Source organism: Fusibacter sp. JL298sf-3 (assembly GCF_053842995.1).
Genome location: NZ_CM132608.1, coordinates 2,674,697 through 2,695,795, shown reverse-complemented (window position 1 = coordinate 2,695,795; position 21,099 = coordinate 2,674,697). Strand labels below are relative to the sequence as shown.

The window sequence follows — 21,099 nt, the reverse complement described above, 5'->3', positions numbered from 1 at the left end:
ATAGGAGACCAACATGCAAGTAGCTATTGTAACAGGAGCGACGCGCGGCATCGGAAAAACCGTTGCGCAAAGTCTCTCAGAAGCCGGGTACACCTTGGTGCTCAACTACCGTTCGTTATCCGACGATTTCAAAGCGTTTCTCGAAACGCTGAAGACACCCTACACCCTCGTTCAAGGCGACGTGCGCATCTACGACGAAGCGGAACTCATCGTCAAAACGGCCATCGATGCCTACGGCAAAGTCGACCTCTTGGTAAACAACGCCGGTATTACGCGAGACAATCTCGTAATGCGCCTCGACGAACAGGCTTTTGACGACGTTATCGAAACCAATTTAAAAGGCACTTTTAATTTAACCAAGCACGTTTCGCGGTACATGCTGAAGAAAAAAAGCGGCCGCATTGTGAACATCAGCTCTGTTGTCGGCATTAAAGGCAATGCCGGACAGTCCAACTACGCCGCTTCAAAAGCCGGCGTCATCGGCTTTACCAAATCTGTCGCCAGAGAACTTGCGCCGAGAGGCATTACGGTCAACGCTATTGCACCGGGGTTTATTGAAACCGATATGACCGACGCCATCTCCGAGGACGCACGCTCTGCGGCATTGGGACAAATTCCTTTCGGACGCTTCGGAAGTGCGGAAGACGTGGCCAACCTCGTCCTGTTCCTCGCATCTGAACAAGCATCGTATATCACAGGTCAAGTCATCGCCGTCGACGGCGGGATGGCTATGTAATTTATGGAGGTCAATATGAAACATCGCGTTGTCGTCACCGGAATCGGTGTGATATCCCCTATCGGTACGGGAAGAGAAACATTTTGGAACGCTATTAAAGCCGGTACATGCGGCATCAAAACCATCGAATCGTTCGATACAGCTGACTTCAAAGTTAAAGTAGCAGGTGAGATCAGAGATTTCGAGGTCAAGGACTACATTTCTAAAAAAGAAGCCAAACGTATGGACCGCTTCACCCATTTTGCCATTGGTGCATCGAAGTTGGCGCTTGAAGACGCCGAACTGACTATTGACGATGCCAACGCCGAAAAAGTCGGCGTCTACATGGGCAGCGGCATCGGAGGTCTGATCACCATTCAGGAAAACACCGATAAACTGTACGCCAAAGGTGTAGAGCGTATATCGCCGTTCTTTATTCCCATGTCTATTTCCAATATGGCCGCAGGTAACGTCTCTATTGAAGTCGGCGCTAAAGGGTCTTGTCTGACTTACAACACAGCGTGTGCCTCTAGTGCCAGCGCTATTGGCGAAGCCCTAAAAGAGCTTCGATACGGCGAACACGACGTCATCATCGCCGGTGGCACAGAAGCTTCGATTTCCCCACTGGGGATCGGCGGTTTCCAAGCGATGACGGCTCTCTGTGAGGCCCATGACCCCAACCGCGCATCCATTCCGTTCGACAAAGACCGCAGTGGTTTCGTTATGGCAGAAGGTGCCGCCATGCTCGTTTTAGAAAAGCTCGAGCACGCCCTCAAAAGAGGCGCCACCATCTATGCCGAACTGGTGGGCTACGGTTCAACAAGCGATTCCCATCACATCACCACGCCGGCTCCAGGCGGAGAAGGCGGCGCAAGAGCGATGAAAATGGCCATTCGTGATGCAGGTCTCGCACCGGAAGACATTAATTACATCAACGCCCACGGTACGAGCACCCCTTATAACGACATCTTTGAAACTGCGGCCATTAAAACGACCTTTGGCGACTGCGCACCAAAATTGCCGGTATCGTCTACCAAGTCCATGACCGGTCACCTTCTCGGAGCCGCCGGAGGCATCGAGTCCGCTGTTTGCGCCCTCGCCGTCAAAGACAACTTCGTCCCTGCAACCATCAACTTCAACGAAGCCGACCCGCTGTGCGATTTGGATTATGTGCCTAATAAAGGACGCGAGATGGAAGTGCGTTACGCACTCACCAACTCTCTCGGCTTCGGCGGGCATAACGCCACATTGATTTTCGGAAAATACGAGAAATAGGAGGCGCAATGTTAGACAGCAACGCCATTCAAAAAATACTTCCCCACCGCTACCCGTTTGTCCTCGTCGATAAAATCGTCGAAATTGTAGACGACCAAAAAATAGTCGGTATAAAGAATGTCACTGTCAATGAATATTTTTTTCAAGGACATTTTCCACAAGAACATGTGATGCCGGGCGTTCTCATTGTCGAGGCGTTGGCACAAGTCGGGGCAGTACTCCTGCTAAAAAAAGAAGAGAACCAAGGCAAAATCGCTTACTTCGCAGGCATAAAAAGCTGCAAATTCAGACGTAAAGTGGTTCCGGGAGACACCTTGAGATTAGAACTCGAGCTCATCCGAATGCGGGACGGCTACGGCGTCGGTAAAGCCGCTGCTTATGTCGGAGACGAAGCTGCGTGTACGTGTGAATTGTCATTCGCATTGTCATAATAAGTAAAAATAAGTAATGTTTTCACATATTTTATAGTTTTTTAACTTGTTTTATCAAATCTATGTTATAATAAGAACAACAGTTCATTTGTTGTTCTTATTTTTTTTAGGCAACAAGCATGGAGCCCAAAGACTTAGTCGTCAGTGAAAAACGCCTCATACGTTGTTCGATTAACATTAGGAAAAATAAAGAAAAGCGGACGTTTTACTTTTTTATTAATTAAATTTTACATTTGTTGTTTAAAAACAGTTTAATTTGGGCAATAAGATATAGGAAGTCTTTAAATTGTCTAGAGTTTATTGAATTTTCTAATAAACAGTGACAATTTTTAGAACCTTCACTTGCAAATCTATACATTTCAATTTATAATTATTTTAGGAGTGTGGTTGCTATGAAAGATAATAAAAACAAAATCCAAAGCATCTTGAAACAAGTCATGATTTTTAACGATTTTTATGAAGAAGTCATCCAAAACAACTTCATTAAAAATCAGAGTGCCTCTGTTAGCAAATTAGAATTCAGAATGTTGCATACCGTATATCGCCGCAAAGAACTCACCATATCAGAGCTATCAGAACTGTTGAACATCTCTTTGCCGAATTGCAGCAGATACATAAAAACTGCAATTGCAGACGGCTACCTTTACAAGCAAATCGACAGCGATGACAAACGCGTCTATTACATCACGCTGACGGAACAAGGCAAAATGATTGTGGAAAGCACGCTGAGCCGTTTTTCCAACGAAATGAGCCAGCAACTCGTCGACCTCGACGGCGCGAGTTTAGAACGCTTAGACGAATCTATGGCCAACTTAAACACTGTGCTCTCAGAAACGCTTTTACCACCGACACACAAGGGACACTAGCTTGCACGGACCTCGCAACGCACTGCGAGGTCTTTTCATTTTTTTGTCTGTAGAGGCGCGTTCTCAAAGGGTCGGCATTGCGCGCTTCTTATGATATTTTAAGAAAACTCCTAAGTCATTCCAATTAAAACCATGCTATAATGAAGTACATCAACCCATTAAAGGATAAAGGAGCTTTGCCAATGAAACGTCAATTGTTTAAGAACCGCGCCATTGTTTTGGCCTTTTCTCTAATACTGCTTATCACCCCTCTGAGTACGGCTTATGCCGCAGAGAACTTCCCCGTCGAATGGGACCTGTCGGGCATGTATGCAGATGAGGCGGCCTTTGACGAAGGGGTGGCATTTTTATCTGAAACGGCCGTCGAGGCGATGACGCGTTACAAGGGAAATCTCGCAGACGACGACACACTGCTCAAGTGTCTCGAACTCTACGAGAGCGCACAAATTGAAGCGACAAAACTGGTAACGTACGCTTCTATGCTCGAAGACACCGACAGCACCAACACGACCTATCAAGCGTTGCGTACGAGGGCTTACGATGCTTCAAGCGCCTTTGATAAAGCCAGCGCCTATTTGAACAGCGCGCTTTTAGAGCGCAGTGATGCCGAGCTTTCCGCATTGGCTGAGGCCCCGCGTTTTAAACGCTTTTCGAGTTTAATTCTCTCTGTCGCCGCAATGCGTGACACTGCGCTCAGCGAGGAGAGTCAAGCACTGCTCGCCATGATGACGCCCCTCGTCACGGCACCTGAAGAAATCTATTCTCAAGCGACGCTCTCCGACGCGCGCTTTGGGCAGTTTACCAACCACCTCGGCAATACGCGCACTTTTGATCCCGAATGGGACACGGTTTACCTGTATTCAGACAGTGCCAATATGCGCTCACGCGCCTTTGAAGCCCTTTACTCGCCCTATATCGACCAAAAGAACACGCTTGCAGCGACCTATATTGCAGAGGTTCAAAAGAATGCTTTTCAGGCAGAAGCCAACGGCTTTGACAGCAGCTTGGCCTACGCCCTCTCAGGTACAATAGACGTCGATGCCTACAAGACGTTAATTCAAGCCGCGCGCGACAACGTCGATGCGTATCAAGGCTATTTGCGCATGAAAAAAGAAGCGCTCGGTCTCGAAGAACTCACCACGTCAGACCTGTTGCTCCCCTACGGTACCGATTTTTCTAAGAGTTACCCTTATGAGGACGCCGTCAAAATGGTCACTCAGGCGTTAAAGCCCCTTGGTGACGACTACGCTCAAAAGTTAGGCGCCTATTTTAAAGAAGGCCTCATCGACGTCTATCCGGCCGACTACAAGACCACCTCACAGTATTCTTGGGGGGCTTACGGTTCACCGACATACGTCTTACTCAACTATGAAAAGACCCTTGCAGACGTCTCCACAGTGGCTCATGAACTCGGACACGCCATCCATCAGATTTATATTAATGAAAATCAGTCTTTCTTCGACACCCAGTTGACCCCGTTTCCGGCGGAAGTCACTTCGATTTACAACGAACTTCAGCTAATGGACTACTTGCGCACACAGACAGATGACGCTGAAGAACAGCTGGCTTACACACAAAACGAACTGGATTTTTTCATTCAAACATTTTTTGAACAAGTTATGCTGGCAGATTTTGAAATGCGCGTCCACGAAGCTGTGGACAACGGAGAGGTGCTGAGCTTAGATGTACTAAACCAATTGTTTAAAGAGACGGCGGCGCACTACTTCGGAGAGGAAGTAACCATTGAACCCTCTTATGAAACTTACTGGATGAGCGTGCCACATCTCTACCAAAACCACTATGTCTACGCCTATGCCATGAGCCTCGCAGCAGCACAAAAAATCAAAACCATTACAGATGTCGACGGCGTCTCAGCATACCTCGATTTTTTGAAAGTAGGCAGTTCACAAATGCCTCTAGACGCACTCGCTGATGTCGGCGTCGATTTTACAGACGGTGCTGTTTACGACGATGTATTCAATCAAATGCGCAGCTTAACAGCGCGTATCGACACAGCGCTAAAAGACCCTGAGCGCGTTTTAGAATACCCTGCGACCATGATTACGCTAGATGAAATTGAAGATTACTTCACTTATTACAATCTCGCAGGGGGCGCTGACGGCGACATGCGCGAGGGGGCATTTGCCCTACTCTTTGTCACGATGGCTTTTGCTGTGCTCCTCCTAGTCGGCATTACAATAGGCTTCATGCTCGCCTTAGTCTCTCGCTCAAAATACAAGAAAAAGGCACAGGCACTTGTTGAAGAAAACGATTATCTCAAGGCACAGAGGCTTTCAACTCCCGAGGACAGGGGATACGATGACGCCGATTGGCCACTGTAATTTAATACGAAACCAGACCTCTAAACCGGTCTGGTTTTTTTATCCCATACTGTGTGAAACCTTTAACTGATAGTTAACAAAACTTATAAACTGACGACTGGTCATTTTGAAACTTAAGTGTTACAATACTCAGTGGGTTGCACAACATATATTGGGAGGGAAAAACAATGGGAATTTTGTATGAATCAGCCGGTTTATCCGGTTGGGGAATTTGGCTTTTCGTGTTGTTTGCCTTGATGGCATTCAACGAATTCGGACGCGCCACCAAATGGGGCGGTATCGCGCTGTTTTTAGTGGTGCCGATTGTCCTCACTATTTTCGTTTGGCCAAAGACCGCTGCACCGGGCAACGAATACGGCACCGGCACTTGGTTTAACTGGGTAAAAACTTATTCTGCACTGGCAGGGTGCTTAGGCTTTATGGCCATGCGCTATAGACCGGCGCTTATGCAAAAAAAATGGATTCTTTACTTTCCGCCGGCTATTTTGGGACTCAACATTCTCGAAGCCGCCATCAGAGATTTTCAGGTATTTTCATATGGGGCCTGGAACGGCGCTTACATCGACAACCTTTGGATGATGTCCGGCCCGTGGAACATTATGAACGGCATCGCAGGGCTGTTAAACATCGTTGCCATCTGCGGCTGGGTGGGGATTTTCATTTCTAAAGACAAAACCAAAGATATGATCTGGCCGGATATGATCTGGGCTTGGGTCATTGCATACGACCTTTGGAACTTTGCTTATACTTACAATTGTATCGCCGACCACTCGTTTTATTGCGGCCTGGCCCTACTCTTGTCTTGTACCATCCCGACCTTTTTTATCAAAAAAGGCGCGTGGTTGCAGCACAGGGCACAGACCTTGGCACTTTGGATTATGTTCGTCATGACCGTGCCACAGTTTGCAGACCGCATTGCACCAGTGGCGACGACACACAACCCGACGGCGTTCTTTGCAGTAAGTGCCGTAGCACTGCTGGCAAACCTCGCATTGGTCATTTATCAGTTCTCTAAAATAAGAAGACAAAAATTGCACCCGCTCAAAGACGAACTCTATACCGATACAGCCGCATACCAGCGCGTCGTCGCAGAAAATACCATGGCTTAAAGCACTTATTAAAACCTCGTAATTGTTACGGGGTTTTAATTTTTTTGGGCATTGATTAATTCCGAGTGTTGTAGTATGATTAACATATGAATAATTGCTCATATGTTCAAATGTTTTTTTATTAACGGGAGGTACTATGGTAGCTGTAGAGACGTGCCAATGCACGGTAATCAACGATGCATCTGTCGCACTTGGAAAAGAAAAAGGTATTGATGAAAACACGGCTGTAGAGACAGCTAAACTGTTTAAGGCCCTTGGCGACCCCACGCGCGTTAAAATTTTGCAGTTGTTGTCACTCTCTGAAATGTGTGTCTGTGACATCACACACGTGTTAAACATGACGCACTCCGCTATATCGCATCAATTAAAAACGCTTCGACAAGCCGGGCTTGTTAAGAATAGAAAAGAAGGAAAAGTCGTATTTTACAGTCTAGACGATGCCCATGTCTTCAACTTGCTCACTCAGGGTATCGATCATATTGCACACAAATAGGAGTGAACTGCTATGGAAAAAATCAGTATTCGACTGGAAGGTCTCGGCTGCGCCAATTGCGCGGCAAAAATAGAAGAACGTTCTTCTAAAATCGAAGGACTCAGCAATGTCGTCGTCGACGTTTCGCGCTCAAAGCTCGTGGCGTTTACCGAAGCCAAAGACAAGACGCCGCTGGTCACTCAGGTAAAAGACATCGTCATGTCCCTTGAACCCCATGTTAAAGTCACACTAGAAGATCCCGATGCCCACCTCGGTCACGCGCACAGTAACGACTCGGGACGCACTCACGACAAACCGACGCTCTTACGCCTCGGTGGCGCCCTCTTATTGCTCATTCTGGGTATCGTCCTCGAGGACAAATCGGCTTTCGCACCGGCGCTCTTACTCGTATCGTACGCCATTGCCGGTTACAAGGTGCTCTGGAAGTCCCTTAGCAACATCAGACGCGGTCAGGTCTTCGACGAAAACTTCTTGATGAGTATTGCCACTATTGGCGCCATCGCCATTGGCGAGTATCCTGAAGCCGTTGCCGTTATGGTTTTCTATGAAATCGGTGAATACTTCCAAGGCCTCGCCGTTGCCCGTTCTAAAAAAGCAATTGGCGGCCTTATGGACATCCGCCCCGACGCTGCCAATGTCAACCGCGGCGGCTTCTGGATGACGGTGTCCCCTAGCGATGTCGCCGTCGACGAACTCATTATGGTAAAACCCGGCGAACGCGTGCCCCTAGACGGTATCGTCGTAGAAGGTACAGCCCTCGTAGACACGGCGGCACTTACCGGTGAATCTCTGCCTCAAGCGGTTAAACCCGATCAAAAAATACTCTCGGGCTCTGTGGTTCAAGACGGGGTTCTCAAGATAAAAGTCACCTCTGAGTTCTCTCAGAGTACTGTGGCAAGAATTCTCGACCTCGTGGAAAACGCCACTGCCAACAAGGCACAGGCCGAGTACTTTATCACTAAGTTTGCACGCTATTACACGCCGGTCGTCGTCTTCGCCGCTATTGGCCTCGCGCTGATTCCGCCGTTTCTACTCAATATGGGGACGTTTTCCGACTGGTTGTACCGCGGTCTCGTGTTCCTCGTTATCTCGTGTCCTTGTGCCCTCGTCGTCTCCGTTCCGCTAACCTTTTTCAGCGGCATCGGCAACGCCTCTAAAAACGGCATCCTCATTAAGGGCAGCAACTACCTCGAAGCGCTGGGCGGCATCGATACCGTCGTCTTCGATAAAACCGGCACATTGACTGAGGGCGTCTTTGAAGTATCGCGTCTCCACCTGTCAAAAGCGGGCAAAGCGCACGGTCGAGTGGAGAAGCTGGCGGCCCTGGCTGAAATGCACTCCAATCACCCCATTGCCAAGTCCATCGTCGCAAACTACGACGGCACACTCGATGAATCCGAGATTTTAAACTACGAAGAAGTCAGCGGTCACGGTATCCGCCTTACCACTGCAGAAGGCGTCTCCGTCGTCGGCAATCGCAAGTGGATGCGTGAAAACAAAATAGATGTAGAAGCCATAGACTCTGTACACACTTTGATTTTCCTCGCGCAAAACGATGTCTTCCTCGGCGCTTTTGAAATCCGAGACAAGGTTAAAGAAGATGCCAAAGCGGCCATTGAAGGCCTCAATCAAAAAGGCCTCCACACCATGATGCTCACCGGCGACCGAAAACCGGCTGCACAGGCCGTTGCCCAAGAACTGGGGCTCGAGTCGTTTGAAAGTGAACTCCTCCCTGAGGACAAGTACAACATCGTTTCCGGCTTAATTAAAGACGAAAAGAAAGTCGCCTTTATCGGCGACGGCATCAACGACGCTCCGGTTCTAGCAGGTGCTACTGTGGGGATTTCCATGGGAACCATCGGCAGCGACGCGGCCATTGAGGCTTCCGACGTCGTCTTAATGACAGACGAACCGCATAAACTGCTAAAAGCCATTGATATTTCTACACGCACCGTTAAAATCGTTATGCAAAATATCGTTATGGCACTGGGCATAAAATTTGCCATTATGGCGCTGGGCGTCGTAGGCGTCAGTTCCATGTGGATGGCCATCTTCGCAGATGTCGGCGTAACCCTTATCGCCGTACTCAACGCCATGCGTGCACTAAGATCTTAAAAAACAACTTTAAAACCGGTGGGTACCCAATGAGGGCTCACTGGTTTTTTCTATCTACCCCTTTGAGTATCCCCAACCTCCCAACACTCATGACCACGTTAGACAAAACCCTTTCCGACTTCAACAGCTATTAAAATTCCTTCATATTTCACGTGACATCTTGTCTCTCTATAAGGTTTTTGTTATGATGTTTCTACCCCCCATATAGGGGGTAGAATATAAGGAGGTCTTTATGTCTAAAAAAAGTCACATGTCTTGGTCTTGGGTGATTATCGTCAGCTTTTTTGTGCTCGGTGTAATCGATATGCGCTTCGGCATACTGGGAATGTTCTGTATGGGTGCCCCCATTTACCACGCCGTCAGGGGCCGCGGCAAAATCCACTGCGTCAAGTATTGTCCGCGTGGTTCGTTCCTCGGTAAATTTCTCGACAAAATCAGCATTGGTGCACCGATGCCCAAATGGATGACGACAAAGAGGTTTAAAAACCTATTGCTCGTTTTGATGCTCTCAGTTTTCAGCCTGGCCGTCTACCATTCCGGAGGTGATTTTCGCAAGCTCGCCGGCGCCTTTTTCAGATTTATGGGCATGTCGTTTATCGTCGGGATTCTCATCGGTATCGTCTTCAAGCCACGAAGCTGGTGCACTGTTTGCCCTATGGGCCACGCCACACACCTCATTAAGCAAATTCAGGTTAAAAACTCTAATGCCTAGTCTTTAGAGTTTTTTTGTTTGGTTAAACCGTTTACTTTCCTTAATATTTTAAACTATTCTTTTGGAAAAACAGCCAAAAATTTTACACGAATAAATTTCAAAAAAAGCTAGTATTTTCACGGTTATCTGTTATAATTAGTCTTGTGTAAAAAATAGTATTAGTATACTTAAAGGTTAATATTTTAAGTATTATTGCACTCATAAGGCGCGTATTAAGGAGGTTCATATTGAAAGGTTCTAAAAAAATTCAACTGCACGGTTTTAACAACCTCACCAAGACACTGAGTTTTAACATCTACGACATTTGCTATACCCGTTCTAGTGAAGAACGTCAAAAATACATTGATTACATCGACGAGCAATACAACTCCGAGCGTTTGACCACCATTCTAAAAGATGTTACAGAGATGATTGGTGCTCAAGTGCTCAACGTCGCCAAACAAGATTACGACCCCCAAGGCGCCAGCGTCACCATCCTCATCTCTGAAGAAGAAGTGCCGGAAAAAGACCTCGACCCCTCGTGCAACAAAGGGCTCCTAGTCAACATCCCCCAACATGTCGTCGGTCACTTGGACAAAAGCCACTTAACGGTGCACACGTATCCGGAATACCATCCTGACAACGGCATCAGTACGTTTAGAGTCGATATCGACGTCTCTACCTGCGGTCAGATATCGCCCCTCAAAGCCCTCAATTACCTTATTGACAGCTTTGAATCCGATATCATCACCATCGACTACCGCGTCAGAGGCTTCACAAGAGCTGCTTCGGGACAAAAGCTCTTTATCGACCACAACATCAACTCCGTTCAAAACTTCATCGCCAAACGCACTTTGATGAAGTATCAAATGATCGACGTCAACGTGTACCAAGAGAACATCTTCCACACAAAGATGATGCTCAAAGACTTTGAACTCAACGACTACCTTTTTGAAGTTAAAAAAGACGATTTGACCCCTAAGGAACAACGTGAAATCGAAAGCAAACTCACGAAGGAAATGAGTGAGATCTATTACGGTCGCAATATCCGAAAGATTTAGGAGGTGCGCCATGGGACTCGATCAAAATAAAACGCCGCTCTTTACCGCCATGAAGGCCTACCACCGGAGAAACGTCGTCCCGTTTGACGTCCCCGGACACAAGCACGGCAAAGGTCTCCGCACATTTGCCGATTACTTCGGCGACACCGTTCTCGAGCTGGATGTCAACTCCATGAAACCACTGGATTTTCTCGGCAACCCGACTTCTGTCATCAAAGAGGCTGAAGCGCTTCTCGCCGACGCCTTCGGTGCCGACAACGCCTTCTTCATCGTCAACGGCACGTCGTTTGCCGTCCAGACCATGATTATGGCGGTGGTTCAAAACGGCGACAAAATCATCTTGCCGAGAAATGCCCACAAGTCGGTAATCAACGCGCTGATTCTCTGCGGGGCACTTCCCGTTTTTATGGCGCCGGAGCTCGATACGGAAATGGGCGTTTCGCACAACATAACTATTGAAACACTCCGCGCCGCTTACGAGGCGCACCCCGAAGCAAAGGCGGCATTGTTTATCAACCCCACCTATTACGGTGCCACCTGTGATCTCAAGGCGTGTGTCGACTTCTGCCACGAGAAGGGCCTCTACGCCCTCGTAGACGAAGCCCACGGTACGCACTTTCACTTTAGCGACGCCTTTCCTATAAGCGGCATGGCGGCAGGGGCAGATTTCTCCGCCGTGAGCCTCCATAAAACCGGTGGCTCATTGACACAAAGTTCGGCACTATTGCTCAACACCCGGCGCATGGCGGCCCCCTATGTTCGAAAAATCATCAACCTTATGCAAACCACCAGCCCATCGTACCTTTTGATGGCATCGCTCGACCTCGCCCGTCATCAATTGGCCACACGTGGCAGAGAACTGCTGGCACACACACTGGCTGTTGCCGACTACGCCAGAGACGCCATCAACGCCATCGACGGCTGTTACGCCATTGGCAATGAGGCCGTGGGTTCCCCCGGCGTCTACGCTTTTGATCCGACGAAACTCAGCGTCACCACGCGCAACATGGGCCTCAACGGTATGGAACTCTACGATTTGCTCAGAGACGACTACAACATCCAGATGGAAACCGGCGACGTCTACAACTCGCTGGCCATTCTCAGTCTGGGCGATGACTACGACGGGGTAAACGCTCTTATCGACGCTCTAAAGACGATTCGCAGCAAACGCACCGAAGTCAAACGGCTCGACTATAAAAAAATCGATTTGCACTACCCTGAAGTGGTATTAACACCAAGAGAGGCGTTTTACGCCGACAAAGAAATGGTGCCGCTTGAAGACACCGTCGGCAGAATTAGTGCCGAATCCCTGATGAGCTACCCGCCGGGGATTCCCGTCGTCAGTTACGGCGAGCGCATCAACGCATCCGTTGTCGCTCAAATCCAACTGTTTAAAGCGTCTCACGGGATTATCACCGGAATGGAAGACCCAGATGCAAACTTTATCAAAGTGATTAAATAAGGAGGCTTCACATGGAATTATGGTACACTGAAAAACACACCGATACAGTGGACTTTTCAATTAAAGTTACAGAACATTTCTATACGGCAAAAAGCCCTTTTCAGACCATTGACTTCTTTAAATCAGAAGAATTCGGCACGTTCTTTACCCTAGACGGCTTAATGATGGTCAATGAAAAAGACGAGTTCGTCTACCACGATATGATTACCCATGTGGCCATGGCCACCAACCCGTCTATTAAACGCGTGCTCGTCATCGGCGGCGGCGACGGCGGTACAGTAAGAGAGTTGACCCGCTACGCACATATTGAAAAAATCGACATGGTGGAAATCGACGAGATGGTGGTACGCGCCTGCGAAAAATACTTGCCGCTCACCGCATCCAAACTCGACGACCCGCGCGTGACGCTGTACTTTGAAGACGGTCTTAAATTTATCCACGGCAAAGAGAACGCCTACGACTTGATTTTAGTAGACTCCACCGACCCCATCGGTCCCGGCGAAGGGCTGTTTTCAGAAGCGTTTTACACCGATTGCTTCAAAGCGCTTTCAGAAGACGGCATCCTCGTCAACCAGCACGAGAGCCCTTACTACCCGAGCTATGCAAGAGAGATGAAGCGCTCACACAGTAAAATCAAAAAGATTTTCCCAATCAGCAAAGTCTACCAGTTCCACATGCCAACATACCCTTCGGGACACTGGCTGTTTGGCTTTGCCTCTAAGAAACTCGATCCAATTGCCGATTTCAATAAAGAGAAATGGGAGAGCTTCGGCATCGATACGCGCTACTACAACACCGACTTGCACACCGGCTGTTTTGCACTGCCGACATTTGTAAGACGCATGCTCGAAGAATAGAGGCGCCTATGCAATCCAATACCCACACATTTATTGGCTGCGACAGCCCTTACGAAGAAGCGAAACTGATTATCTTCGGCGCCCCGTTTGATTCCACGACGTCGTTTAGACCCGGGACGCGCTTTGCTTCCGACTACATTCGAATGGACTCTTTCGGCCTCGAAACCTACAGCCCGTACCTCGACAAAGACCTAGCAGATTACCCGCTCACCGACGTCGGCAACCTCGATTTGCCCTTCGGGAATGCGGAAAAATCACTCAAGTGTATCGAAGATACAGCTGATCGCGTGTTGTCCGACGGCAAGATCCCCTTTTTAATCGGCGGCGAGCACCTCGTTTCGCTGGGGAGTATCCGAGCGGCTTACAAACACTACCCAAACATGGTGCTGCTGCATTTCGACGCCCACACCGACCTGAGGGACCATTACATGGGCGAACCCCTTTCCCACGCAGCGGTTATCCGGCGTGCCTGGGACTTTATGGGCGACGGCACCATCTATCAGTTCTGTATTCGATCAGGAGAACGCGAGGAGTTCAACTGGGCAAAGACCCACACGCATCTCGAAAAGTTTACTTACGAGACGCTAGGGGCCTCTGTGGCCGCTATCGGTACTGAAACCCCTGTGTATATCACCATCGACCTCGACGTCTTTGACCCGTCGATTTTCGCCGGTACCGGCACCCCAGAACCAGGCGGTATCTGGTGGCACGACATGATGGCGATTTTAAAAACCGTACAGGGGCTCAATATCATTGGCGCCGATGTGGTGGAACTGTCGCCGCATTACGACCCCACGGGCGTGAGTACGGCAACCGCCTGTAAGGTAATCCGCGAACTGATGTTGACGATTTTGAAATAAGTGCTTGCTGTAAAGGCAATAAAAAAAAGACTTAAACCGTTGCGTTTAAGTCTTTTTAAGTGCGCCGCTTTCCAGCGGCGCTTTTTAACCAAACCGTTCTATTACAAACGTTCAAAATCCTTCTTCGTTACAATTTTAAGCCCCAGTACCGCCGCGCCATAGAAGCCCGCTGCGAGGACAATTGAAACAAACAAGCTAATGACCAGCCCCTTGCGGCCGACCACCATACCCGCCACGAAATCGTAGCTGAACTTTGCAATCACTGCCATAAACACATTGATGACCAGTGTCATGCCGATTTTTTTAACCACTTCGGCCTCAGGTGCTTGAAGTTTAAACACCAGCCTGAGGTTGAGCAACGACGCCACCATGTACGCAAGAAGCGTGGAAATCGCCGCGCCGTCCACATTGACAGATGGCATTCTAATGAGCAAGAAACCGACGACGACTTTAATTACCGCGCCGATGACCAGATGGCGCACAGGCTCTTTGTACGCATTGAGCCCTTGCAAGATACTGGTTGTCGCCAAATAAAGCGATAGGAAAATCGTACCGACGCCGAGCAGTGCCAGTACCGACGACGCATCCACCATAAGCTCTGCCTTTGACGGGTAGAGGAGCATCAGAATCGGCTCCGCCAACGTGGCGATGCCAAGTCCCATCGGCAGCCCCAGCACAAGCGACAAGAGCACGCCCAACCCCACTTGATGCCGGAGTTCTGTTTTTTTCTGAACAAAGGATTCCGCAATCATAGGCAACAAGCTCAGTGAGAGCGCTGAAAACACGATTTGCGTCAAATTGACAATCGGTGCGGAGTAACTTGAAATATACGAGTAGAGCACTTTTGCCGAATCCCCCATGCCGATGCTGTAGAGAATTCGCTGAACCATAACGCTGTCGACAATGGCCAGAATCGGCAAAATAGAAGCGCCGACGGCAACCGGTGCCGCAATCTTGATAATCTTCTTAGCCAGTCCCTTAAAGTCTCGAACTTTTTCCTTTTGAATGCCAATGGTCTTTTTAAACCTGTAGTTGGCGTACAGCCAACTGGCAAAGGCACCGAACAGCGCCCCTGAAGTCGCCGCACCTGCGAGTTGCGCGTCTCCAAACTGAAGGCGTGCCACGATTACCACGGCGCCGATACCGAGTACCACGCGTGCCACTTGCTCAATCAGCTGGGCATTGGCATAGTATTCAAGGCGCTGATGGCCTTGGAAAAACCCTCTGAAAACGGCGTTGAAGGATACGAACAACGTCGCAATCCCCAGTACGTAAAACGAATACACCGTTCCCGGCTCGTTGAGCATACCTGAAATAACCCCGGCACCGCCGATTAAGAACAGCGCCGACAAAAGACCGAAACCGCGCATTAACCACGACGACACCACGTAGACTTCCATCTGACCGCGCTTATCATCCAGTGCAATAGACTCTGCGACGAGTTTCGCAATAGCCGCCGTCACAGAAACCGATGACAGCGTAATGAGAAATGTGTACCAAGGGTAAGCGAGGCCGTAATAGGCCACGGCATCTTCCGACATAAAATGAACGAGGGGTATGCGGTAAGTGGCGCCGATTATTTTAATCAGAACCCCTATAATCCCCATAATACCTAGATTCTTTGCAAATTTATTTTTCATAGTACCTCTTTTTCTACAATTGGACGTAACGCCCTTTATTTAGCGAATAGTCTTATTATAGCTCAAATTTCAGTTCTGATAAAGTCTTATTTACCCATGAGAAACAAATCTGCTGTGACAAGTGCCGTCATCGCACGGACGACGGGAACCCCTCTAACGGCAATACAGGGGTCGTGGCGACCCTCAATGGCAAACGCCACCTCTGTCATCGACTCAAAATCCAACGACGTCTGCGTCATTGCAATCGACGGCGTCGGCCTAAACACACATCGATGCGTTACCGGCATACCGTTTGAAATGCCGCCGTTAATGCCCCCCGAGGCATTGGTACGCGTCTGAACACAGCCGTTGTTTTCGTAAAAACAGTCATTGGCCTCAGACCCATGCATTTTAGACAGCTCAAAGCCCGCGCCGAAGTCCACGCCTTTGATCCCCGGAATACCGAAGAGCCCCAGAGCCAAACGCCCCTCGATGCCGTCGAAAGTCGTACCGCCGAGACCCACAGGCAATCCGGTAATCGCCGTCGACACAATCCCCCCGACAGAGTCGCCAGAGCGTCGCGCCGATTCAATAGGCGCCGTTAGTCGCGCATCTAAACAGCCGTCTTCAATTTCTGCCGGCGACACAGACACCGGTCCCACCGAGACGAGTCGACTCTTAATCTCTATGCCCTCGGCGCTTAAAAATTGCTCCGCCAAAGTGCCCGCCGCGACGACGCCGGCTGTAAGCCGCGCCGAAAAATGACCGCCACCCCTGTAGTCGTTGTGTCCACCGTATTTAACAGCACCGGTGTAATCCGCATGGCTCGGTCTGTATCGCCGTCTGAGGGCCTCGTAGTCTTTTGACCGCTGGTCGCGGTTTTCTATAAATACCGTCAGCGGTGCACCGGTGGTGACATCGTCCAAAACGCCACTTAGAAATCGCACCTCATCGCCTTCTCGTCGCGGCGTCGTCAACCCCGATTGACCCGGACGACGCTCTGCCATCCGGCGCTCGAGCAACGCCCTATCGATTTTTATCCCCGCCGGCAGCCCCTCGAGCACACAGCCGACACCGGTGCCGTGAGACTCGCCAAAAAGCGTCCATTTTAACAGTGTCCCCATCATCGACAGTCACCACCCAGCTGCTTAAAGACTTCCCAGAACGACGGGTAGGATTTTTTCACGTGTTCTGCACCTGAAAGCACCACATCGCCTTCTGTCTTTAAAGAGGCCACCGCCAACGCCATGGCAATGCGATGATCGCCCCAAGCGTCTACCGATGCACCGGTTAAAGTCTGTTTGCCACGGATTATTAGGCCGTCTGCCACTTCTTCGACATCGGCACCGAGTTTCGCGAGCTCGCATGCCATCGCATGGATGCGGTCGGACTCTTTAAGGCGAACGCGCTTCCCACCGAACAGCACTGTCTCCCCCTCAGTCAGCGCCGCTTTTACCGCGAGAATCGGCAACAAATCCGGACAATCGGTAACGTCGAGACGCCTCTCTTCTCTGTTAAAGGCCTCGATGTACGAAACGATAACCCGATCGCCCTGTTCCGAATCCACCGCGATGCCCTTGACGTCAATAGCCGCGCCGAGACTCTGCGCAACTAGCCAAAATGCCGCTTGTGAGTAATCGCCTTCAACAGTTGCTTTTTCGGCGCAGTAACGCTGGTTTCCGCTAATTTTGTACGTGAAGTCATCGACACTCTCCACACGTATGCCAAATGCCTTCAATACGGAACAAGTCAGGTCGACATAAGGCTTTGACTCATACGGCGGCTCAACGCGCACTTCCGAGGGCCCGTCTAGGAGCGGAAGTGCCATCAAAAGCCCTGTGACAAACTGCGAGCTCACATCGCCGGGAATAGAGAATACGCCACTTTTAAAGCCGCCTTCAACAGCGAGCGGCAACAAGCCGTCTGCTGTTTGATAGGCGATGCCCTTTTCCTCGAACAACCGGTAATACGGCGTTAGTGGCCGCTCGACGAGACGTCCCCGCCCTTCAAATGTACAAGAAGGTGCCAAAAAAGAAAATGGGATTAGGAACCTGAGCGTCGACCCCGATTCGTTGCACTGAAAGCGAGCGCCCTCGGCACAGAGCGTGCCGCCCTGTGTATAAAATTCTCGAATTTTAGGGTTATCCACAATGTAATAACCGCTCTTGCCTGCAACGGGGGTTAATACAGCGCCCAGTTGCTCTAAAATGCCTCGTGTTGCGTCGATGTCCTCTGAGACCATAATCGGTCCCACTGTACAAGGCACTTCAGAAAGGGCCGCTGCAATCAATACCCGATGCGACAAACTCTTAGATGGGGGCACCACAACTTCTCCGCGAAGTTGGGCGCCGCCAATTAGCCTCAATACACCCTTACGCATATAAAAGTCCTCCTTTAAGCAAATCGTATAAAGCATCCTCTGACAAACATTCCCGTTCCAACTTGCCAATCTCCGAAAGCCGCATCCAGACAATAGACGCATCGACGTTTTTCTTATCGCCTTTCATCAAAGCCGTCAGCGCGCGAAGATCTACCGTTTCAGGCAATTGTTTAGGCAGTGCCAATCGGTCGAACAGCGCCGAGAGCGCTTCGTATACACCGGCCTCTAAAGCGCCTTCTAAACGCGCCCGCTCCACTTGTACCCAAAGCCCGATGGCTACCGCTTCGCCATGTGTGTACGTCTCAAAATTGCAGTACTGCTCAATGGCATGTCCCACCGTGTGACCGAAATTTAGCGTCTGTCTCAATCCCACATCGCGTTCATCGGCTTCGACAACCCGCGCTTTAATTTGGGCGCAGGTACAAACGATTTCTCGCCAAAAGGCATCCAGCGCTATTTCGTATCGCCACGCCAAGTGGTGGGCAAAAAGCCGTTCTAAAAGCGCTTTGTCCATGCCGATGGCGTATTTGAGCACCTCTGCCATGCCGCTGTTCAATTCCCTTTCAGGGAGTGTTTTTAGAAAAGCCGTACAATAGACAATAGCCTCCGGCTGATAAAAGCTGCCCACGTTATTTTTGCCGCCGAGAAAATCGATGCCGACCTTCCCGCCGATGCTGCTGTCCACCATCGCCAGCAGTGTGGTGGGCACTTGAACGAACCGCATGCCGCGCCGATAGGTCGCCGCCGCAAAACCCGCTACATCGCCGACGACGCCACCGCCTACTGCAACGAGATAATCGTCGCGCTTCAGGCCCGCTTTGTGCAAGGCCTCTAATATTTCTGCGTAAACCGAAACATTTTTGCTTTTTTCCCCCGCCTCAATGACGACAACAGGTTCGCCTTCAAACAGTGTGGGGTAGAGTTCAAAGACATGTGCGTCGGTGACCAACAAGCGGTTTCGACCTTTGCAAACGGCCTCGATACACGTGTCTAACGCCTCTAAATTTTCTAAGTAAAAAGGGATTTCATTATCATTTAAATGCATTTTAAAAAAAGTGGTCATCTTCATGTCCCTCCTTATCGTGTGTTCCACTTATTTTACCACAGTTTTTAGCGAAATGTGCAATTGTGTTTTTAGGGCTGTTGATGCTATAATATTAAAAAGAATATGAGGAGGGGTTATGCAAAAAAACATTATCGTCACGTTGCTTTTTGCCATTGTCATTGCGCTCTTTGCGATTTTAAACGCAGGTGCGGTTCCCGTCAATCTGATCTTCGCTAAAGTTCAAATATCTGCAGCTCTGGTTATTTTAATTGCGGCGAGCATCGGCGCCATTATCGTCTACTCCATCGATGCCATTGCGCTTTTCAAATACAAGAAGATTATCAAAGGCAATGAAAAGACCATCGAGACGTTGACGAAAGAACTGGACGCACTTAAAGCATCTGCGGCAGCCGAAGCGGAAAAACCTGCCGAGCCCGTAGTACAAGCGACACCTGAAACACCTGACGACCAAGTGTAAAATCATTAAAAAATCCGACAACTGTCGGATTTTTTTAGTGGCCTCACGATGCTTTTACACGACGTATAAGGTCTATCGCCATGAGATAGCCTCCGAGGACAACGAGCCCTACTGTCACCCCACGCGTCAGTGATGGGTCTATGAACACTACCGATTGATTGAACCCGCCGCTTAAAAATGCCGCTATATTACCGCCATAGGCGATGCCTAGAAAAATAAGAACCACCCCTATGTAACCCTGCGCCTTTTCAAAAGAAAATCGCTTTCCGGCACTTACTGCCACAGTCTTCATGCGCGCATAGTCTTTAGTCCACATACTGTCCTCCCAACGGCCAATTGCCATAGTTGCACACTTCTATCCATCTTTCAAATCCATAACTTTACATCTATAGGATACCACATGCCGTTTAAAACACAACATACCGCCTATAAAAAAACGCCTGAAAAACAGGCGTTTTGTAAAACTACTCGTCGACAGACAGTTCTAAATGCTCAACCAACCATCTTGCAACGGCTTCGTCACCATTATGTCCGATGATTTCGCGATGCGGTAATTTCTCAATTAAAATCGGATTGGCGTTTTGCATAACCTTGCCGTGGGGCAGAACGGAGAGCATCTCCAAGTCGTTGAGACCGTCGCCAAAAGCCACCACTTCTTCTGCCTTGAACCCATGAGCTTCGAGCGTCTTTAAAATAGCGTCGCCTTTGTTAGAGCCCTTCGGCATGATTTCCAGACACTCCGGCATAGAGAATGTCCAATCAACCACATCCCCAAATGCCTCATCTACTGCTTTTGCAATCGGCAACAACTTTTGATGCTCTAATGACGTGTAAAAAATCTTATTGACCGGCTTGTGCAAATGGTCCTCAAAGCGACACAAAGTGTACTTAAAGTCTTCATCGGCGTAATAGTTTTCAAAGACTTTGTCTTCGCGTTCCATCAACCACAGCTCCCCTTGATAAAGGTTTTGATAAACGCCGCTGTCAAATGGCAACGCCAGAATCCCCTCTACCGCCGCTCGCGGTATTTGCTCTTCTCGCGTAAGTGCTCCTGAAGCGTCTGAAACGGTCGCACCATTGGCTGTAATTAAAACGGTTTCAACATCCAGCTTTCGGCTGATGCCCTTGGCATCGCTATGGTGTCTGCCTGTGGCAATCCAAAAGTGATACCCGGCTTCTTTCACCGCTTTTACAACGCGTTTTGTATAAATGCCCAATTGGTGATCCGGCATTAAAAGCGTGCCGTCGAGGTCTGATATCACCACTTTAATTTTATCCTTCATTACTATACAATTCCTTT

Annotated in this window: 20 protein-coding genes; 14 read left to right on the top strand and 6 right to left on the bottom strand. The window is 49.2% G+C overall.

Annotated elements, in window-relative coordinates:
• Positions 1–13: 13 nt before the first annotated feature.
• From fabG to speB, 13 genes are all read left to right on the top strand, one after another.
• Entirely contained in the window at positions 14–736 is a 723-nt protein-coding gene (gene fabG / locus ACR6HW_RS12720) for a 3-oxoacyl-[acyl-carrier-protein] reductase (protein WP_455728102.1), read from the top strand.
• A gap of 15 nt (positions 737–751) precedes the next feature.
• Entirely contained in the window at positions 752–1,990 is a 1,239-nt protein-coding gene (gene fabF, locus ACR6HW_RS12715; protein ID WP_455728101.1) for a beta-ketoacyl-ACP synthase II, read from the top strand.
• 8 nt (positions 1,991–1,998) lie between these two features.
• Positions 1,999–2,421 (top strand): 3-hydroxyacyl-ACP dehydratase FabZ, encoded by a 423-nt coding sequence (fabZ, locus tag ACR6HW_RS12710; RefSeq protein WP_455728100.1) that lies wholly within the window; start codon positions 1,999–2,001, stop codon positions 2,419–2,421.
• Positions 2,422–2,813: 392 nt separating this feature from the next.
• Positions 2,814–3,287, top strand: a complete 474-nt coding sequence (locus ACR6HW_RS12705) for a MarR family winged helix-turn-helix transcriptional regulator (protein ID WP_455728099.1) — start codon at positions 2,814–2,816, stop codon at positions 3,285–3,287.
• Between the two features lie 182 nt (positions 3,288–3,469).
• Positions 3,470–5,629 carry a M3 family oligoendopeptidase gene (locus tag ACR6HW_RS12700; RefSeq protein ID WP_455728098.1) on the top strand — a complete coding sequence of 720 codons (2,160 nt, stop codon included), beginning with the start codon at positions 3,470–3,472 and terminating at the stop codon, positions 5,627–5,629.
• 167 nt (positions 5,630–5,796) lie between these two features.
• Entirely contained in the window at positions 5,797–6,738 is a 942-nt protein-coding gene (locus ACR6HW_RS12695) for a DUF5692 family protein (protein WP_455728097.1), read from the top strand.
• 136 nt (positions 6,739–6,874) lie between these two features.
• Positions 6,875–7,231, top strand: coding sequence for an ArsR/SmtB family transcription factor (locus ACR6HW_RS12690; protein WP_455728096.1), 357 nt, complete (start codon positions 6,875–6,877; stop codon positions 7,229–7,231).
• Positions 7,232–7,243: 12 nt separating this feature from the next.
• A complete protein-coding gene (locus ACR6HW_RS12685; protein ID WP_455728095.1) occupies positions 7,244–9,346 on the top strand; it encodes a heavy metal translocating P-type ATPase in 2,103 nt (700 codons plus the stop codon).
• Positions 9,347–9,578: 232 nt separating this feature from the next.
• Positions 9,579–10,058 (top strand): 4Fe-4S ferredoxin, encoded by a 480-nt coding sequence (locus tag ACR6HW_RS12680; protein WP_455728094.1) that lies wholly within the window; start codon positions 9,579–9,581, stop codon positions 10,056–10,058.
• Positions 10,059–10,282: 224 nt separating this feature from the next.
• Positions 10,283–11,098, top strand: a complete 816-nt coding sequence (gene speD / locus ACR6HW_RS12675) for an adenosylmethionine decarboxylase (protein WP_455730890.1) — start codon at positions 10,283–10,285, stop codon at positions 11,096–11,098.
• A gap of 10 nt (positions 11,099–11,108) precedes the next feature.
• Entirely contained in the window at positions 11,109–12,560 is a 1,452-nt protein-coding gene (locus tag ACR6HW_RS12670) for an aminotransferase class I/II-fold pyridoxal phosphate-dependent enzyme (protein WP_455728093.1), read from the top strand.
• 11 nt (positions 12,561–12,571) lie between these two features.
• Complete coding sequence (speE, locus tag ACR6HW_RS12665; protein WP_455728092.1) at positions 12,572–13,417, top strand: polyamine aminopropyltransferase; 846 nt, start codon at positions 12,572–12,574, stop codon at positions 13,415–13,417.
• Between the two features lie 8 nt (positions 13,418–13,425).
• On the top strand, positions 13,426–14,277 hold the full coding sequence (speB, locus tag ACR6HW_RS12660) for an agmatinase (RefSeq protein WP_455728091.1): 852 nt from the start codon (positions 13,426–13,428) through the stop codon (positions 14,275–14,277).
• 101 nt (positions 14,278–14,378) lie between these two features.
• Here the strand turns inward: speB and ACR6HW_RS12655 are convergent, their stop codons facing one another.
• The 4 genes from ACR6HW_RS12655 to aroB all read right to left on the bottom strand — a co-directional run bounded on the left by ACR6HW_RS12655 (position 14,379) and on the right by aroB (position 19,339).
• Positions 14,379–15,917 (bottom strand): putative polysaccharide biosynthesis protein, encoded by a 1,539-nt coding sequence (locus ACR6HW_RS12655; protein WP_455728090.1) that lies wholly within the window; start codon positions 15,915–15,917, stop codon positions 14,379–14,381.
• 86 nt (positions 15,918–16,003) lie between these two features.
• On the bottom strand, positions 16,004–17,023 hold the full coding sequence (gene aroC / locus ACR6HW_RS12650; protein WP_455728089.1) for a chorismate synthase: 1,020 nt from the start codon (positions 17,021–17,023) through the stop codon (positions 16,004–16,006).
• Positions 17,020–18,276 (bottom strand): 3-phosphoshikimate 1-carboxyvinyltransferase, encoded by a 1,257-nt coding sequence (aroA, locus tag ACR6HW_RS12645; RefSeq protein ID WP_455728088.1) that lies wholly within the window; start codon positions 18,274–18,276, stop codon positions 17,020–17,022. The genes aroC and aroA overlap by 4 nt, the downstream gene beginning before the upstream one ends.
• Positions 18,269–19,339, bottom strand: a complete 1,071-nt coding sequence (gene aroB, locus ACR6HW_RS12640; protein ID WP_455728087.1) for a 3-dehydroquinate synthase — start codon at positions 19,337–19,339, stop codon at positions 18,269–18,271. Before aroB ends, aroA begins: the two co-directional genes overlap by 8 nt.
• A 118-nt stretch (positions 19,340–19,457) precedes the next feature.
• Between aroB and ACR6HW_RS12635 the strand changes: the two genes are divergently transcribed.
• Positions 19,458–19,799 carry a LapA family protein gene (locus tag ACR6HW_RS12635; RefSeq protein WP_455728086.1) on the top strand — a complete coding sequence of 114 codons (342 nt, stop codon included), beginning with the start codon at positions 19,458–19,460 and terminating at the stop codon, positions 19,797–19,799.
• Between the two features lie 43 nt (positions 19,800–19,842).
• Here ACR6HW_RS12635 and ACR6HW_RS12630 read toward each other — a convergent pair whose 3' ends face one another.
• Both ACR6HW_RS12630 and ACR6HW_RS12625 read right to left on the bottom strand, forming a co-directional pair.
• Positions 19,843–20,115 (bottom strand): hypothetical protein, encoded by a 273-nt coding sequence (locus tag ACR6HW_RS12630; RefSeq protein WP_455728085.1) that lies wholly within the window; start codon positions 20,113–20,115, stop codon positions 19,843–19,845.
• Positions 20,116–20,263: 148 nt separating this feature from the next.
• Positions 20,264–21,082 carry a Cof-type HAD-IIB family hydrolase gene (locus ACR6HW_RS12625; protein WP_455728084.1) on the bottom strand — a complete coding sequence of 273 codons (819 nt, stop codon included), beginning with the start codon at positions 21,080–21,082 and terminating at the stop codon, positions 20,264–20,266.
• Between the last annotated feature and the right edge of the window lie 17 nt (positions 21,083–21,099).

What these genes read in the sequence shown, in the direction of transcription:
- fabG (WP_455728102.1), top strand. Translation starts at nt 14, where the DNA reads ATGCAAGTAGCTATTGTAACAGGAGCGACGCGCGGCATCGGAAAAACC.
- fabF (WP_455728101.1), top strand. Translation starts at nt 752, where the DNA reads ATGAAACATCGCGTTGTCGTCACCGGAATCGGTGTGATATCCCCTATC.
- fabZ (WP_455728100.1), top strand. Translation starts at nt 1,999, where the DNA reads ATGTTAGACAGCAACGCCATTCAAAAAATACTTCCCCACCGCTACCCG.
- ACR6HW_RS12705 (WP_455728099.1), top strand. Translation starts at nt 2,814, where the DNA reads ATGAAAGATAATAAAAACAAAATCCAAAGCATCTTGAAACAAGTCATG.
- ACR6HW_RS12700 (WP_455728098.1), top strand. Translation starts at nt 3,470, where the DNA reads ATGAAACGTCAATTGTTTAAGAACCGCGCCATTGTTTTGGCCTTTTCT.
- ACR6HW_RS12695 (WP_455728097.1), top strand. Translation starts at nt 5,797, where the DNA reads ATGGGAATTTTGTATGAATCAGCCGGTTTATCCGGTTGGGGAATTTGG.
- ACR6HW_RS12690 (WP_455728096.1), top strand. Translation starts at nt 6,875, where the DNA reads ATGGTAGCTGTAGAGACGTGCCAATGCACGGTAATCAACGATGCATCT.
- ACR6HW_RS12685 (WP_455728095.1), top strand. Translation starts at nt 7,244, where the DNA reads ATGGAAAAAATCAGTATTCGACTGGAAGGTCTCGGCTGCGCCAATTGC.
- ACR6HW_RS12680 (WP_455728094.1), top strand. Translation starts at nt 9,579, where the DNA reads ATGTCTAAAAAAAGTCACATGTCTTGGTCTTGGGTGATTATCGTCAGC.
- ACR6HW_RS12670 (WP_455728093.1), top strand. Translation starts at nt 11,109, where the DNA reads ATGGGACTCGATCAAAATAAAACGCCGCTCTTTACCGCCATGAAGGCC.
- speE (WP_455728092.1), top strand. Translation starts at nt 12,572, where the DNA reads ATGGAATTATGGTACACTGAAAAACACACCGATACAGTGGACTTTTCA.
- speB (WP_455728091.1), top strand. Translation starts at nt 13,426, where the DNA reads ATGCAATCCAATACCCACACATTTATTGGCTGCGACAGCCCTTACGAA.
- ACR6HW_RS12655 (WP_455728090.1), bottom strand. Translation starts at nt 15,917, where the DNA reads ATGAAAAATAAATTTGCAAAGAATCTAGGTATTATGGGGATTATAGGG.
- aroC (WP_455728089.1), bottom strand. Translation starts at nt 17,023, where the DNA reads ATGATGGGGACACTGTTAAAATGGACGCTTTTTGGCGAGTCTCACGGC.
- aroA (WP_455728088.1), bottom strand. Translation starts at nt 18,276, where the DNA reads ATGCGTAAGGGTGTATTGAGGCTAATTGGCGGCGCCCAACTTCGCGGA.
- aroB (WP_455728087.1), bottom strand. Translation starts at nt 19,339, where the DNA reads ATGACCACTTTTTTTAAAATGCATTTAAATGATAATGAAATCCCTTTT.
- ACR6HW_RS12635 (WP_455728086.1), top strand. Translation starts at nt 19,458, where the DNA reads ATGCAAAAAAACATTATCGTCACGTTGCTTTTTGCCATTGTCATTGCG.
- ACR6HW_RS12630 (WP_455728085.1), bottom strand. Translation starts at nt 20,115, where the DNA reads ATGTGGACTAAAGACTATGCGCGCATGAAGACTGTGGCAGTAAGTGCC.
- ACR6HW_RS12625 (WP_455728084.1), bottom strand. Translation starts at nt 21,082, where the DNA reads ATGAAGGATAAAATTAAAGTGGTGATATCAGACCTCGACGGCACGCTT.